14 protein-coding genes are annotated in these 14,868 nt (G+C 69.4%); 4 read left to right on the forward strand and 10 right to left on the reverse strand.

Annotated elements, in window-relative coordinates:
* Nucleotides 1-15: 15 nt before the first annotated feature.
* From qcrB to ctaE, 4 genes are all read right to left on the reverse strand, one after another.
* Nucleotides 16-1,644 (reverse strand): cytochrome bc1 complex cytochrome b subunit, encoded by a 1,629-nt coding sequence (qcrB, locus tag ACWDX7_RS06500; RefSeq protein WP_451493206.1) that lies wholly within the window; start codon nt 1,642-1,644, stop codon nt 16-18.
* Nucleotides 1,641-2,699, reverse strand: coding sequence for a cytochrome bc1 complex Rieske iron-sulfur subunit (gene qcrA, locus ACWDX7_RS06505; protein WP_451493207.1), 1,059 nt, complete (start codon nt 2,697-2,699; stop codon nt 1,641-1,643). The genes qcrB and qcrA overlap by 4 nt, the downstream gene beginning before the upstream one ends.
* Nucleotides 2,696-3,505, reverse strand: coding sequence for a cytochrome bc1 complex diheme cytochrome c subunit (gene qcrC / locus ACWDX7_RS06510; RefSeq protein WP_451493208.1), 810 nt, complete (start codon nt 3,503-3,505; stop codon nt 2,696-2,698). Before qcrC ends, qcrA begins: the two co-directional genes overlap by 4 nt.
* Nucleotides 3,506-3,581: 76 nt before the next feature.
* Nucleotides 3,582-4,202: an aa3-type cytochrome oxidase subunit III gene (gene ctaE / locus ACWDX7_RS06515; RefSeq protein ID WP_386522100.1), complete on the reverse strand. Its 621-nt coding sequence runs from the start codon at nt 4,200-4,202 to the stop codon at nt 3,582-3,584.
* Between the two features lie 224 nt (nt 4,203-4,426).
* On the opposite strand from ctaE, the gene ACWDX7_RS06520 reads away from it, so the two are divergent.
* Nucleotides 4,427-4,828 (forward strand): hypothetical protein, encoded by a 402-nt coding sequence (locus ACWDX7_RS06520; RefSeq protein WP_451493209.1) that lies wholly within the window; start codon nt 4,427-4,429, stop codon nt 4,826-4,828.
* Between the two features lie 118 nt (nt 4,829-4,946).
* On the opposite strand, the gene ACWDX7_RS06525 is transcribed toward ACWDX7_RS06520, so the two are convergent.
* The 4 genes from ACWDX7_RS06525 to ctaC form a co-directional block, all read right to left on the reverse strand.
* Nucleotides 4,947-6,197 (reverse strand): Ig-like domain-containing protein, encoded by a 1,251-nt coding sequence (locus tag ACWDX7_RS06525; RefSeq protein WP_451493210.1) that lies wholly within the window; start codon nt 6,195-6,197, stop codon nt 4,947-4,949.
* Nucleotides 6,198-6,313: 116 nt separating this feature from the next.
* Nucleotides 6,314-6,712 carry a cytochrome c oxidase subunit 4 gene (locus tag ACWDX7_RS06530; protein ID WP_451493211.1) on the reverse strand — a complete coding sequence of 133 codons (399 nt, stop codon included), beginning with the start codon at nt 6,710-6,712 and terminating at the stop codon, nt 6,314-6,316.
* Nucleotides 6,709-8,442: an aa3-type cytochrome oxidase subunit I gene (ctaD, locus tag ACWDX7_RS06535; RefSeq protein ID WP_451493212.1), complete on the reverse strand. Its 1,734-nt coding sequence runs from the start codon at nt 8,440-8,442 to the stop codon at nt 6,709-6,711. Before ctaD ends, ACWDX7_RS06530 begins: the two co-directional genes overlap by 4 nt.
* Nucleotides 8,439-9,413 carry an aa3-type cytochrome oxidase subunit II gene (ctaC, locus tag ACWDX7_RS06540; RefSeq protein WP_451493213.1) on the reverse strand — a complete coding sequence of 325 codons (975 nt, stop codon included), beginning with the start codon at nt 9,411-9,413 and terminating at the stop codon, nt 8,439-8,441. The genes ctaD and ctaC overlap by 4 nt, the downstream gene beginning before the upstream one ends.
* Before the next feature lie 283 nt (nt 9,414-9,696).
* Between ctaC and ACWDX7_RS06545 the strand changes: the two genes are divergently transcribed.
* Nucleotides 9,697-11,076, forward strand: a complete 1,380-nt coding sequence (locus ACWDX7_RS06545; RefSeq protein ID WP_451493214.1) for an aminotransferase class V-fold PLP-dependent enzyme — start codon at nt 9,697-9,699, stop codon at nt 11,074-11,076.
* Between the two features lie 274 nt (nt 11,077-11,350).
* Here ACWDX7_RS06545 and ACWDX7_RS06550 read toward each other — a convergent pair whose 3' ends face one another.
* Complete coding sequence (locus ACWDX7_RS06550; RefSeq protein ID WP_451493215.1) at nt 11,351-12,325, reverse strand: carbohydrate kinase family protein; 975 nt, start codon at nt 12,323-12,325, stop codon at nt 11,351-11,353.
* A 132-nt stretch (nt 12,326-12,457) separates the two neighbouring features.
* On the opposite strand from ACWDX7_RS06550, the gene ACWDX7_RS06555 reads away from it, so the two are divergent.
* Nucleotides 12,458-12,694, forward strand: coding sequence for a hypothetical protein (locus ACWDX7_RS06555; protein ID WP_451493216.1), 237 nt, complete (start codon nt 12,458-12,460; stop codon nt 12,692-12,694).
* 89 nt (nt 12,695-12,783) lie between these two features.
* Entirely contained in the window at nt 12,784-14,232 is a 1,449-nt protein-coding gene (locus ACWDX7_RS06560; RefSeq protein ID WP_451493217.1) for a hypothetical protein, read from the forward strand.
* Between the two features lie 109 nt (nt 14,233-14,341).
* On the opposite strand, the gene erpA is transcribed toward ACWDX7_RS06560, so the two are convergent.
* Entirely contained in the window at nt 14,342-14,698 is a 357-nt protein-coding gene (gene erpA / locus ACWDX7_RS06565; RefSeq protein ID WP_008738845.1) for an iron-sulfur cluster insertion protein ErpA, read from the reverse strand.
* Nucleotides 14,699-14,868 lie beyond the last annotated feature (170 nt).

The raw sequence follows: 14,868 nt of genomic DNA on the forward strand, positions 1-14,868 counted from the left end.
GCACGCGGTGGGAGATCAGTGGTGGCCGTGGCCGCTCTGGATCTCCTTGTACTCCTCCACCGTGGGCTTCTGGATCTGGTTGTCCTCGGCGTAGAAGCCCTTGCTGAGCTTGGCGCGCATCTTCTCGCCGAGCTTGGGCTTGCGCACCACGCCGTTCTCGTCGACCGTCGGGCCGAGCTCGACGGGCCGGTACTGCTCGTGCGAGGTCAGCTTGTGCAGCTGGCCCTGCGGGAGCGGCTCGTGGACCTCGACGAACTCACCGTGCGGCAGACGCTTGATGATGCCGGTCTCGCGACCGTGCAGCACCTTGTCCCGGTCCCGGCGCTGGAGGCCGAGGCAGATCCGCTTGGTGATGATGAAGGCGAGGATCGGTACGACGAAGAAGCCGATCCGGACGAACCAGGTGATCGCGTTGATCGAGAGGTGGAAGTACTGCGCGAACATGTCGTTTCCACCGCCGATCAGGAGCACCGCGTACTCCGCGATCCAGGCGACACCGAAGGCGGTGCGGGTCGGGGCGTTGCGCGGGCGGTCCAGGATGTGGTGCTCGCGCTTGTCCCCGGTGACCCAGGCCTCGATGAAGGGCCAGAGCGCGATGGCGCCCAGCACCAGCGGGAACAGCAGCAGCGGGATGAACACGCCCAGGACGAGCGTGTGGCCCCACAGGTTGATCTCCCAGCCGGGCATGGCCCGGATCAGGCCTTCCGGCATACCCATGTACCAGTCGGGCTGCGCGCCGGTGGACACGTGGTCCGGGCGGTACGGGCCGAGGGCCCAGACCGGGTTGATCGAGGCGATCGCCGAGATGGCCGCGATGACACCGAAGACCAGGAAGAAGAAGCCTCCGGCCTTGGCCATGTAGACCGGCAGCAGCGGCATGCCGACGACGTTCTTGTTCGTCCTGCCGGGGCCCGCGAACTGGGTGTGCTTGTGGTAGAAGACCAGGATCAGGTGGGCCACCAGCAGGCCCATCATGATGCCGGGCAGCAGCAGGATGTGCACCGAGTAGAACCGCGCGACGAAGTCGCCGCCCGGGAACTCCCCGCCGAACAGGAACATCGACAGGTACGTGCCGACGACCGGTACGGACAGGATCGCGCCCTGCATGAAGCGGACACCGGTACCCGAGAGCAGGTCGTCCGGCAGCGAGTAACCGGTGAAACCGGTGAACATGCCGAGGACCAGCAGCAGGAAGCCGAAGAGCCAGTTGACCTCGCGCGGCTTGCGGAAGGCGCCGGTGAAGAAGACGCGCATCATGTGCACGAACATGGCCGCGACGAAGATCAGCGCCGCCCAGTGGTGGATCTGACGGATCAGCAGGCCACCGCGGACGTCGAAGCTGATGTCCAGGGTCGAGGCGAAGGCCTCGGACATCAGGACGCCCTGCATCGGCACGTACGAGCCGTGGTAGTGGACCTCGTTCATGCTCGGGTGGAAGAAGAGCGTGAGGTACACACCCGTGAGGATGATGATGATGAAGGTGTAGAGGCAGATCTCACCCAGCATGAAGGACCAGTGGTCCGGGAAGATCTTGCGCATGTTCGCCCGGGCCAGGCTGTAGATGCCCAGCCGGCCGTCCGCCCAGTCGGCCATACGCTCGCCGGCCGGTGCTTTGCGCTGCTTGGTGTCGTTGGCAGTGCTCATCCGCGCTCCCAGAATGAGGGACCGACGGGCTCTTCGAAGTCGCCGAGCGCTTCGAGGAAGCCTTCGTCATTCACGCCGATCCGCAGCTGCGGAAGCGCGTGACCAGCGGGGCCGAAGATGACACGGGCGCCGTCGGAGAGGTCGAAGGTGGACTGGTGGCACGGGCAGAGCACGTGGTGCGTCTGCTGCTCGTACAGGCTGATCGGGCAGCCGACGTGGGTGCAGATCTTGGAGTAGGCGACGATGCCGTCGTGGGACCACTCCAGCTCCCGCTTGTCCTTGATGTCCTCCGGCTGGATCCGGACGATCATCAGGGCCGCCTTGGCGATCTGGACCTGGAAGTCGTGCTGCTCCTCTTCCAGGCCTTCCGGCATGGCGAAGGTGAGCGAACCGACGACGACGTCCTCGGGACGCAGCGGCTCCATCGTGTTCTGGTTGATGAGCAGCTTGCCCCGGGCCCAGAGGGTCTTGCGGAGCTTGTCCTCGGGCAGCGGTCCGAGATCGCGCAGGATCACGACGGCGGAGAGCGGCAGCATGGCCAGCGCGCCCAGCATCGTGTTGCGGATCAGCGGGCGGCGGCCGATGCCGGACTCGTTCGCACCGTCGGCGAAGTCCTGCAGGACCCTGGCCCGGACCTCCGGCGGAGCGGCGATCTCGTGCCGCTCGTCGGCGACCTCGACATCGGACATCAGGGTGCGGGCCCAGTGGACCGCGCCCGCGCCGATGCAGAAGAGGGCCGTGCCCAGCGTCATGCCCAGGGCGAAGTTGAGCGCGCTCACCTTCCCGATGGGGAAGATGTACACGATCTTGTCGACCGGGAGGGTCACGAAGGAGGCGATGAAGCCCACCGTGGCCAGCATCGACAGCGTGAACAGCAGCGCGACGGTGCGCTCGGAGCGCTTCGCCGCCCGCTCGTCGATGTCCTGGATCCGGGGCCGGTGGACCGGAAGGCCCGGGTCGGCGAACGGATCGTCCGCGACGGCTACGCCGCCGTGGTGCGCTTCGCCCTGCTCACTCGGCAGGAGCTTCTCTTCTGGAATGTCTTGGCTACTCATGACTTCTTGGCCTTAGCGGTGTGGGCCCCGACCCAGACGGCGACAGCGATCAGCGAGCCCAGGCCGAAGATCCAGCCGAACAGACCCTCGGAGACGGGACCGAGGCCGCCGAGCTTCAGGCCGCCCGGGTTGGTCGCCTTCTCACCGTTGACGTTCTGGATGTACGCGATGATGTCCTTCTTGGCCTGCTCCGGCATGGTGCTGTCCGGGAAGGAGGGCATGTTCTGCGGGCCGGTGAGCATGGCCTCGTAGACGTGCTTCGGCGAGACACCCTCAAGGTTGGGGGCGTACTTGCCGTTCGTCAGTGCGCCGCCCTCACCGGTGAAGTTGTGGCACTGCGCGCAGTTGTTGCGGAACAGCTCACCACCCTTGGCGATGTCGGCGCCCGCCGGGTCGTACTGCTTCTCGGTCGGCGTGATGGGGCCCGGTCCGAGGGAGGCGATGTACGCGGCCAGCTGGTCGATCTGCGCCTGCGAGTAGATGTTCGGCTTCGCCGGCACCTGGACGCCCGGCTGCTGGGCGGGCATGCGGCCCGTGCTCACCTGGAAGTCCACGGCCGCGGAGCCGACGCCGACCAGGCTGGGGCCGTCAGAGGAACCCTGACCGCCGGTACCGTGGCAGCTTGCGCAGCCCACGGCGTAGAGCTTCTTGCCCTCCTCGATGGCGAGGGACTGGGCTGTTTCGTCGGCCTGCGCCTTGCCCGCGGGGGCGAAGGCGGCGTACAGCCCCCCAGTGGCCGCCAGGGCGAAGAGTAGAACGACGACCGCCGCCAGCGGATGGCGTCGTCGTGCGGAGAGCTTTTTCACGGATTACCCCGGTGTCAGGATCTTCTGCGTCGGTGTTTCTGGATGGAGTGCCGGGACCTGCCCGGTGACGTGTTCGCTACTTGATCAGGTAGATCGTCGCGAAGAGGCCGATCCAGACGACATCGACGAAGTGCCAGTAGTAGGACACGACGATGGCCGACGTGGCCTGTTCGTGGGTGAACCTCTTGGCCGCGTACGTCCGGCCGAGGACCAGCAGGAAGGCGATGAGACCGCCCGTCACGTGCAGCCCGTGGAAGCCGGTGGTCAGGTAGAACACCGAGCCGTACGGACCGGACGAGAGGCTCATGCCCTCGTGCATGACCAGCTCGGTGTACTCGAACACCTGGCCGCCAATGAAGATCGCACCCATGACGAACGTGATGATGAACCACGTCCGGAGCTTCTTCACGTCACCGCGCTCGGCTGCGAATACGCCGAGCTGGCAGGTGAGCGAGGAGAGCACCAGGATCGTCGTGTTCGTCGCCGAGAAGGGCAGATTCAAGGCCGAAGCCTGCTCTGTCCAGTACTCGGCGCCCGTCACGGATCGCAGGGTGAAGTACATCGCGAAGAGGGCCGCGAAGAACATCAGCTCGGAACTCAACCAGATGATGGTTCCGACGCTGACGAGGTTCGGCCTGTTGACCGTCGGGTGCGCGTGCCCGGTATCTACTGTCGTTGCTGTCGCCACGACCGACATTATGTCGGTCGCTTATCCCGCCCTCACCCTGGGGGGTGCCGTTCGGAGTGTTCGGGGGGTGTGCAAGGCCCGAACGGCCCATAAGAACGGCCTCGGGCGGGTACGGGCGAGGCTGACGGAACCGATGTTGACCCGGTGCTCGGAGGAGTAGCATCCCTTCCCCTGGCCCAGCCGGGACAGTCCAAGATCATCAGCGTGATTCATGTGACACGTGGAGGAACGAAATGCGGGCGACTGCACGGGTTCTGGTCTACAGCGACGACGCGGGCACCCGGGAGCAGGTGCGGCTGGCGGCGGGGCGCAGGCCGGCCGCGGACCTGCCGCCGGTGGAGTTCCTGGAGTGCGCGACACTGCCGGCGGTCCTGAAGGAGCTGGACGAGGGCGGCATCGACGTCTGCGTGCTGGACGGCGAGGCGGCTCCCGCCGGCGGCATGGGCGTGGCCCGGCAGATCAAGGACGAGATCTTCCAATGTCCGCCGGTGCTGCTGCTGATGGGGCGCCCCCAGGACGCCTGGCTGGCCACGTGGAGCCGCGCGGACGCCGCCGTCACCCTTCCGGTGGACCCGGCGGAGTTCGCGGACGCCCTGGCGCGCCTGCTGCGGGCCCGGCTGTCGCTGGACGCCTGAGCGGCACTCCGCGGCCCCGCGGGCGGCCGTACGGCCGTCCGTGGGGCCGTCCGTGGGGCCGCCTCCGGCGCGGGGCCGGCCCCGCGGCCCGGAGCACGGCGGGCCGGGAGCCGGTACGTCAGATACGGGGCCGCAGGCGGGCCTGGTCGATCGGGCTGCGGCCGTCGTGGGTGCCCTTGAGCAGGGCGCTGCCCTCGCGCCATTCCTTCCAGTCCATGTTCCAGTCGCCGTAGCCGTTGCCGAAGGTGTCCATCTCCTCGCCGATGCTGTTGACCACCTCGACGATGTCGCCCTCGGTGATGTTCTCGTAGAACCAGGCGGCGTTGCGGGTGCTCATGCCCGTGCAGCCGTGGCTGACGTTGGCGTAGCCGTGGGAGCCGACCGACCACGGCGCGGCGTGGACGTACTCGCCGCTCCAGGTCACCCGGGTGGCGTAGTAGACGGGCAGGTCGTACCCCTCGGAACTGGCCGCGGAAATGCCCACCGTGGTGCCGCGCATCCGTACGAAGTACTCCTTGCCCAGTACCACCTTGACGCCGTTGCGGGTGGAGAAGCCGGGCTTCCCGGTCGTCACCGGAATGGTGTTGATCACTTTTCCGTTGCGCTTGAACGTCATGTAGTGCGAGGAGGCGTCGGTGATGACCTCGACCCGGTCCCCGATCTCCAGCTTCACGGGCTTGGCGGCGGCCCCGTAGAGCTCATCGGTGATCTTGATGCCCTCCAGGTTGCTCCGGACCGTGACCGTGGAGTTGGCGGGCCAGTAGGTCTTGGGCCGGAAGTGCAGCCTCTTGTCGTCCACCCAGTGCCACGCGCCCTCGGAGCCGGGCGGGGTGTGGACGACCAGGCCCCGTTCCACGATCCCGCGGGCGGCCTTGCCCTTGACGGGCTCGCTGAGCACGGCGATGAGGGGCTGGCCGACGCCGTACTTGCCCTCGTCCGGGCCGAACTCCACCTTCAGCAGGGTCTTGGCCGGGGTGGTGTCGAAAGCGAGCGTGCGCTGCCCCGGAGCGCCGCGTTCGTCCTCGGTGCTCACGGTGACCGTGTAGCGGACGCCCGCGGCCATCGGGGCGGTGCTGTGCCAGCGGTCGCCGGTGGCGGTCAGCTCGCCCGCCAGGCGGCGGCCGTGGGTGTCCACGGCGGTCACGTCGGTGATCCGGCCCTCGCCGCTCTTGGCGGTGACCTCCAGGGGCCGGTTCGGGTCCACGGGACGGCTGCCGGCGGTCTGGTTGAAGGCGACCTGGTCGCCCGCGTCGTACGGGCGGGCTGACTGCGGGGCGTCGCCGGACCCGCATGCGGTGGCGCCGGCCCCGAGGGACGCGACCAGCAGGGAGCAGCCGAGTACCGTCCAAAGACGCGGTGAGTGCTTCATGGAGCCAACGCTATGAAGATATGACAATTACGGCGCGCGGGGTGACTGCAAACGAGGGGCCCGGACTCCTCTGTCCGAGGTGTCCGGGCCCCACGCGTGTGCTGTCGCCGCCGCGGTTACTGGTTCTGGTTCTCGCCGCGGTAGTACTCGTACACCCAGCCCCACAGGCCGATCAGGATGACCGGAGCCGAGAAGTACATCAGCCACCAGCCGAAGATGACGCCCATGAAGGCGAGCGCGCCACCGATGGCCAGCGAGAGCGGCTGCCAGCTGTGCGGGGAGAAGAACCCCAGCTCGCCCGCCTCGTCGGCGACGTCGGCCTCAAGGTTGTCCTGGGCCATCTCGTCGACGCGCTTGGCCGTGAAGGCCAGGTAGTAGCCGATCATGACGCTCAGGCCGAAGGCCAGGAAGAGCGCGGTGGTACCGACGGGCTCCTTCGACCACACGCCGTACACGACGGCCATGATCAGGATGAAGAAGGCCAGCCACAGGAACATCTTGCCCTGGATCTTCACTTGCCGGCCTCCTTGCCACCAGCGACGGCCTTGGCCGCCTCACTGTGGTCCTCTAGGTGATCGAGGGCCGCGATCTCCGGGTGGTGCAGGTCGAACGCCGGGGATTCGGAACGGATCCGCGGCAGGGTGAGGAAGTTGTGCCGCGGCGGCGGGCAGGACGTCGCCCACTCCAGCGAACGGCCGTAACCCCACGGGTCGTCGACCTCGATCTTCTTGCCGTACTTCGCCGTCTTCCACACGTTGTACATGAAGGGCAGCATCGACAGGCCGAGCAGGAACGAGCTGATCGTGGAGATCGTGTTCAGCGCGGTGAAACCGTCGGCGGCCAGGTAGTCCGCGTAACGGCGCGGCATGCCCTCGGCACCCAGCCAGTGCTGCACCAGGAACGTGCCGTGGAAGCCGATGAACAGCGTCCAGAAGGTGATCTTGCCGAGGCGCTCGTCCAGCATCTTGCCCGTGAACTTCGGCCACCAGAAGTGGAAGCCGGAGAACATCGCGAAGACCACGGTGCCGAAGATGACGTAGTGGAAGTGCGCGACGACGAAGTACGAGTCGGAGACGTGGAAGTCCATCGGGGGCGAGGCCAGGATGACGCCGGTCAGACCACCGAAGGTGAAGGTGATCAGGAAGCCGACGGCCCAGAGCATCGGGGTCTCGAAGGACAGCGAGCCCTTCCACATGGTGCCGATCCAGTTGAAGAACTTCACACCGGTCGGTACCGCGATCAGGAAGGTCATGAAGGAGAAGAACGGCAGCAGCACACCACCGGTGACGTACATGTGGTGGGCCCACACCGTCACGGAGAGGCCGGCGATCGCGATCGTCGCGCCGATCAGGCCGATGTAACCGAACATCGGCTTGCGGGAGAAGACCGGGATCACCTCGGAGATGATTCCGAAGAACGGCAGCGCGATGATGTACACCTCTGGGTGCCCGAAGAACCAGAAGAGGTGCTGCCACAGCAGCGCGCCACCGTTGGACGCGTCGAAGATGTGGCTGCCGAACTTGCGGTCGGACTCCAGCGCGAAGAGCGCGGCGGCCAGCACCGGGAAGGCCAGCAGGACCAGAACACCGGTCAGCAGCACGTTCCAGGTGAAGATCGGCATCCGGAACATCGTCATGCCGGGAGCGCGCATGCAGATGATCGTGGTGATGAAGTTGACCGAACCGAGGATCGTGCCGAAGCCGGAGAAGGCCAGACCCATGATCCACATGTCGCCGCCGATACCGGGCGAGCGGACCACGTCGGTCAGCGGGGAGTAGGCGAACCAGCCGAAGTCGGCGGCACCCTGCGGGGTGAGGAAGCCGCCCACCGCAATGAGCGAGCCGAAGAGGTAGAGCCAGTACGCGAACATGTTCAGCCGCGGGAACGCCACGTCGGGCGCGCCGATCTGCAGCGGCATGATCCAGTTCGCGAATCCGGCGAACAGCGGCGTCGCGAACATCAGCAGCATGATCGTGCCGTGCATCGTGAACGCCTGGTTGAACTGCTCGTTCGACATGATCTGCGTGCCCGGACGGGCCAGCTCGGCGCGCATGAACAGCGCCATGACACCGCCGATCATGAAGAACACGAACGACGTGACCAGGTACATCGTGCCGATGGTCTTGTGGTCGGTCGTGGTCAGCCACTTCACGACGGCATTGCCCGGCTGCTTGCGCCGTACCGGCAGCTCGTTCTCGTACGAGTCAGCTGCGGCGGCACCCTGGGATTCGTTGAGGATGCTCACAGTGTGTTCGTCTCCGCGTTCCGGGCCGGGTCGGTCTGCTTGATGCCGGCCGGGAGGTAGCCGGTCTGCCCCTTCTCCGCCAGCTCCTTCAGGTGCGCCCGGTACTCCTCGGGCGAGACGACCTTGACGTTGAAGAGCATCCGGGAGTGGTCGACGCCGCAGAGCTCGGCGCACTTGCCCTTGAAGACGCCCTCTTCGGTCGGGGTGACCTCGAAGACGTTGGTGTGGCCCGGGATGACGTCCTGCTTGAACAGGAAGGGCACCACCCAGAAGGAGTGGATGACGTCGTTGGACGACAGGATGAAGCGGACCTTCTCGCCCTTGGGGAGGTAGAGGGTCGGCCCGGGGTCGTTGGTGTCCGGGTCCCGGTCGCCGGGAACGCCCTTCTGGTAGACGCCCTCGGCGCCCGCCGGGAACTGCTTCGTGAAGCGGTCCGGGAGGGAGGCGAGCTCCTTGGGAACCTCGCCCGCCTTCGGAGTCGCCGCGTCACCGTCGACGTTCTCGACGTAGTTGAAGCCCCAGCTCCACTGGAAGCCGATCACGTTGATCGTGTGCGTCGGCTTGGAGGAGAGGGCGAGCAGCTTCGACTCGTCACGCGCGGTGAAGTAGAAGAGCACCGAGACGATGATGAGCGGGACCACGGTGTACAGCGCCTCTATGGGCATGTTGTACCGGGTCTGCGCGGGCACCTCGATCTTCGTCCGGCTGCGCCGGTGGAAGATGACGCTCCAGATGATCAGACCCCAGACGAGGACGCCCGTGATCAGTGCGGCCGCCCAGGACCCCTGCCACAGCGAGAGGATCCGCGGCGCCTCCTCGGTTACCGGGTCCGGCATTCCGAGGTTGGGGAAGTCTTTATATGTGTACGAGCAACCTGTGGCGGTCGCCAGGACCACGCCCGCAGTCAACGCCTGCAGCAGCTTCCGCCGCATCGGGCGCCGCGGCGAGCGGTCGGAGCCGTAGGGACTCACGTAGCGCCTTCCCGAGAGTCTCGGCCCGCGCGGCCGGCCGCGGCCGTGTTCGGGTCGGTCGCCGGCCCTGACGCAGGCAGGGGTTTGGATGTTTATGCGGACCAAACCCTACTGGACGCTATTTGGGGTCGCGCGGGGAGGGTGCCCAACGCGCCGCTACTGACCCCGAAGGGATGGATGCGCCGTCCGGGGGACGGTCCGAACGGCCCTGAATCACGCGCCCGGGAGGGCATCTGACGGCCCCTGACCTCGGGCATCGGCGTACGCCGGTTAGCGTGGCCGGATGCCGTACTTCGACGCCGCCTCCGCCGCTCCCCTGCACCCCGTGGCCCGGCAGGCCCTGCAGGCCTCCCTGGACGAGGGCTGGGCCGATCCCGCCCGGCTGTACCGGGAGGGCAGGCGCGCGCGGCTGCTGCTGGACGCGGCGCGGGAGGCCGCGGCGGAGGCGGTGGGCTGCCGCCCCGACGAGCTCGTCTTCACTCCTTCGGGCACGCACGCGGTTCACGCGGGCGTCGCGGGCGCCCTGGCGGGGCGCCGGCGCGCCGGGAACCGCCTGGTCGTATCGGCGGTCGAACACAGTTCTGTATTGCACGCGGCGGCCGCGCACGAGGCGCAGGGCGGGACGGTCGCCGAGGTCCCCGTGGACCGGTGGGGCGCGGTGACTCCCGCCGGGTACGCGGCCGCGCTGGACCCCTCGACCGCGCTCGCCTGCCTCCAGTCGGCCAACCACGAGGTGGGCACCGTGCAGCCGGTGGCGGAGGTGGCCGAGGCCTGCCGGGCGGCCGGGGTGCCGCTGCTGGTGGACGCGGCGCAGTCACTGGGCTGGGGCCCCGTGGAGGGCGCCTGGTCGGTCCTCGCCGCCAGTGCGCACAAATGGGGCGGACCGCCGGGAGTCGGACTGCTGGCCGTCCGCAAGGGGGTGCGCTTCTCGCCGCAAGGCCCGGCGGACGAACGGGAATCGGGCCGCTCCCCCGGCTTCGCCAACCTCCCCGCGATCGTGGCGGCGGCGGCGTCCCTGCGGGCCGTACGGGCCGAGGCCGACGCGGAGGCCGCCCGGCTGCGGCTCCTGGTGGACCGGATCCGGCGCCGGGTGGTCCGGCTGGTCCCGGACGTCGAGGTCGTCGGCGACCCCGATCGCAGGCTGCCGCACCTGGTCACCTTCTCCTGCCTGTACGTCGACGGCGAGGCCCTGCTGCACGAACTGGACCGCGCCGGCTTCTCCGTCTCCTCCGGCTCCTCCTGTACGAGCTCCACGCTGACCCCCAGTCACGTGCTGCGGGCGATGGGAGCGCTGTCGGAGGGGAACGTACGGGTCTCCCTGCCGCCGGGGACCACGGCGCAGGAGGTCAATGCCTTCCTGGAGGTGCTGCCGGGCGCGGTGGCGGGCGTACGGGAGAAGCTCGGCGTGAGCGAACCCCCGGCGGAGCCCCCGGTGGCCGAGTCGCTGGAGCTCGACGCGCTCGGGCTGCGCTGCCCGCAGCCGGTGATCGAGCTGGCCCGGGCGATCCGGCGGGTGCCGGTGGGCGGGACGGTGACCGTCGTCTCGGACGACGAGGTGGCCGGGCTGGACATCCCGGCGTGGTGCGCGATGCGGGGGCACGCGTATGTGGGCGAAGCCCCTCGGCCGCGGGGTGTGGCGTACACGGTCCGCCGCCTGGTCTGACCCGCGGTGTGCCGGGCATGCCGGTGCCCGCGGGCGCGCCGCGCGGGGTCGGCCGGTCCGGGCGGGTCCCGGGACCACCGGCTCCGCCGGCGCACCGGGCTCCGCCCGGACCCGCGCCTCAAACGCCGGCGGGGCTGGAAAGATCCGGCCCGCCCCGGCCGAAGCGGGCCAGCCGTCCGCCCGGACAAGACCGGCAAAGCGGGCTCCGCCCGGACCTGCGCCTCAAACGCCGGCGGGGCTGGAATGGTCCGGGCGGGGCTGAAGGGAGGCCGTCCTAGGAGAGATGGGCGCGGACTTCCGTCGCCGCTTCGTCGCCGTACGCCTTCGTGAAGCGGTCCATGAAGTGGGCCCGCGCGAGGGTGTACTCCTGCGTGCCCAGGGTCTCGATGACCAGCGTCGCCAGCATGCAGCCGACCTGCGCCGCCCGCTCCAGGCCGACGCCCCAGCCCACCCCGGCCAGGAACCCGGCGCGGAAGGCGTCGCCGACACCCGTCGGGTCGACCTTCGCGGTCTCCTCCGGGCAGCCGACCACGATCGCGGCCTCGCCGGCCCGCTCGATCTTCACGCCGTTCGCGCCCAGCGTGGTCACCCGCGTGCCGACCTTGGCCAGGATCTCCTCGTCGGTCCAGCCGGACTTCGACTCGATGAGGCCCTTCTCGTACTCGTTCGAGAACAGGTACGTCGCGCCCTCCATCAGGGTGCGGATGTTCTCGCCGTCCATGCGGGCGATCTGCTGCGAGAAGTCGGCGGCGAAGGGGATCCCGCGCGTCCGGCACTCCTCCGTGTGGCGGAGCATCGCCTCGGGGTCGTCCGCACCGATCAGTACGAGGTCGAGCCCGCCCACCCGGTCGGCGACGGCCTTCAGTTCGATGAGGCGGGCCTCGCTCATCGCGCCCGTGTAGAAGGAGCCGATCTGGTTGTGGTCGGCGTCCGTGGTGCACACGAAGCGCGCGGTGTGCAGCACCTCGGAGATCCGGACGGAGTCGGTGTCGACTCCGTGCCGGTCCAGCCAGGCGCGGTACTCGTCGAAGTCCGAGCCGGCCGCGCCGACCAGGACGGGGCGGATGCCGAGCTGTCCCATGCCGAAGCAGATGTTCGGGCCGACGCCGCCCCGGCGGACGTCGAGGTTGTCGACGAGGAAGGAGAGCGAGACCGTGTGCAGCTGGTCCGCGACCAACTGATCGGCGAATCGGCCGGGGAAGGTCATGAGGTGGTCGGTGGCGATGGAGCCGGTGACTGCGATGCGCACGGCGTGGACGCTCCTGCGGAGGATGGCAAGCGGACATTCAAAACTACCCCGTCACCGACCGTGAACCGACCGGCCGAAACTACCCCGTAGTAGGCCTTTCTTCCCGTGGGCCCCGGTGCCTACGGTGCCCCCATGACCTCTACCGATGGCTTCGGTTCCACCGAGTACACCGCCGACGCGCGCCGAGCGGAAGGCTCGCGCCCGCCGGACTTCGCGGAGCTGCTCGGCGACTGCGCCCGGATGGCCCCGCACTGGGCGGTCCCGGCGGGCCCCCGGCCGGACCCGGTCGCCGCCTCGCAGATCCACGGGATCAGGGTCCCTGCGGCCTCGGCGCGGCTGATCGCCTCCACCGCCGCGTACGGCGACTGAGCGGATCCACCGGGCGCCGGGGAACCGTTCGCGCGACTGTTTCGTCACACCCGCGTCACGTACGACGGGACTGGCGAAGGAGCGATGCGGTGACCAGCGAACAACCCGATACATCACGCGGCACACGACGGCGGCCGGCCTGGGCCGTCGGCTCGATCGCGGCCGCGGTCCTGCTGGCGGGCGGAGGGGGCGCGTACTGGGCGTCGACGGCCCACGGCGACGGCGCGTCGGGCAGCCGTACGGGCGACACCACCGCCTCCGCGCCCCGTGCGGCGGGGATCCCCACCGGGCCGGGCATCGCGCCCGGTGAGCCGGACCCCTCCGGCGGCGGGGTGGTCTACCGCGCGGCCGCCCCGCTCCCGGAAGGCCCGGCCAAGGCGCCCGCCTTCACCGCGTCCGGCGAGGTCACCCCGGCGGAGGTGACCCGGCTCGCCACCGCCCTCGGCATCGCGGGGGCCCCGCGCCAGAGTGGCGACGTCTGGCTGGCCGGGGAGGCCGCCGACGGATCGGGGCCCCGGCTCACGGTGACCCTCAAGGCCCCGGGAACGTGGAACTTCCAGCGCTACCAGGGCACGGGCCAGGGCTCGGGCAACGGCGCCGGGGACGACTGCGTGCGCGGCAAGGACACCTGCGGTCCGGCCACCCTCCCCCACGGCGCCGACGGCGCGGGCGCGGGCGCGGGCAAGCCGGTCTCGGAGGAGGCCGCCAAGGCCGCCGCGGCTCCGGTGCTGATCGCGGCGGGTCAGGAGGGGGCGGAGCTGGACGCGCGCCTGACCCAGGGAGCGGTCCGGGTGGTGAGCGCCGACCCGGTGATCGGCGGCCTTCCCACGCAGGGCTGGACCACCAAAGTGAGCGTGGGCGCGGACGCCCAGGTGGTGGCGGGAAGCGGCGAGCTGAAGGCGCCGGTACGGGGCGCCGAGCAGCCGGTGGTGGGCGCCGTGGAGGCGCTGGCCCGGCTGAACGCCGCCTCGGGCGGCTCGGACGGCGCGGCTCCCGCCCCCAGCGGCTGCGCGTCCTCGGTCCCGCTGGAACCGGACGCCACCGCCACGGCCCCGGGCGCGGTGCCGTGCGATCCGGAGCCGCGCCCGATGAAGCCGCCGCGCACGGAGACCGTACGGGGCGCTGTGCTCGGGCTGGCGGCGGGGACGCTGGAGGGCGCGCGGGGCCTGGTGCCGGCCTGGCTCTTCGAGGTGGCGGGCAAGGACGGCGGCCCCGGCCACACCGTGGCCCAGCCGGCCGCCGCCGAGCAGGAGTCCCCGGGGCCGACGGACGGGCGCACCGTGCCCGGGTTCTCGTACGCCGCGGGTGACCGGAAGCTGACGGTTCACTTCTGGGGCAGCGTGTGCTCCTCCTACGCCTTGGAAGCGCGGGAGCAGGCGGCGTCGGTCCTGGTGAAGATCATCGACACGCCGCACAAGCCGGGCCAGGCCTGCATCATGCTCGCGCAGGAGATGTCCGTGTCGGCGACGCTCCAGCAGCCGCTGGGCGAGCGCAAGGTGCTCGACGCGACCACCGGCAAGCCGCTGCCGCCGCAGTAGCCGTATAGCCGTAGCCGCCGAGAGATGCAGCGGGCCTACATGCGGGAAGGGCCCGCCCCCGGTCGGATTCGACCGGGGGCGGGCCCTTCCCGCAGAGCTGGGCCGGGGCTTAGCTGAACGAGTCGCCGCAGGCGCAGGAACCCGTCGCGTTCGGGTTGTCGATCGTGAAGCCCTGCTTCTCGATCGTGTCGACGAAGTCGATGGAGGCGCCGTGCAGGTACGGGGAGCTCATCCGGTCGGTGACGACCTTCACACCGTCGAAGTCCTTGACGACGTCCCCGTCGAGGGAGCGCTCGTCGAAGAAGAGCTGGTAGCGCAGGCCCGAGCAGCCGCCGGGCTGGACGGCGACGCGCAGCGCCAGGTCCTCGCGGCCTTCCTGCTCCAGCAGGGTCCTGACCTTTTCGGCGGCGGCGTCGGACAGGAGGATGCCGTCGCTCACAGTGGTCTTGTCGTCCTGTACGGACATCTGCATTCACTCCCGAAGTGGGCGGCTCCCCGCCGGAGACAGGGAAACGTCGGACTCTTGCCGTCGGTGGCAACGAGCGGGGCCGCGGATTCATTCCGGACCCGACGCTGTTCCTCTTCATGCTCGCACACCGGGCGCGGGGGCGGACCGGATGAGCCGCGGGCTAATGC

This window comes from Streptomyces sp. NPDC003034, assembly GCF_053591375.1.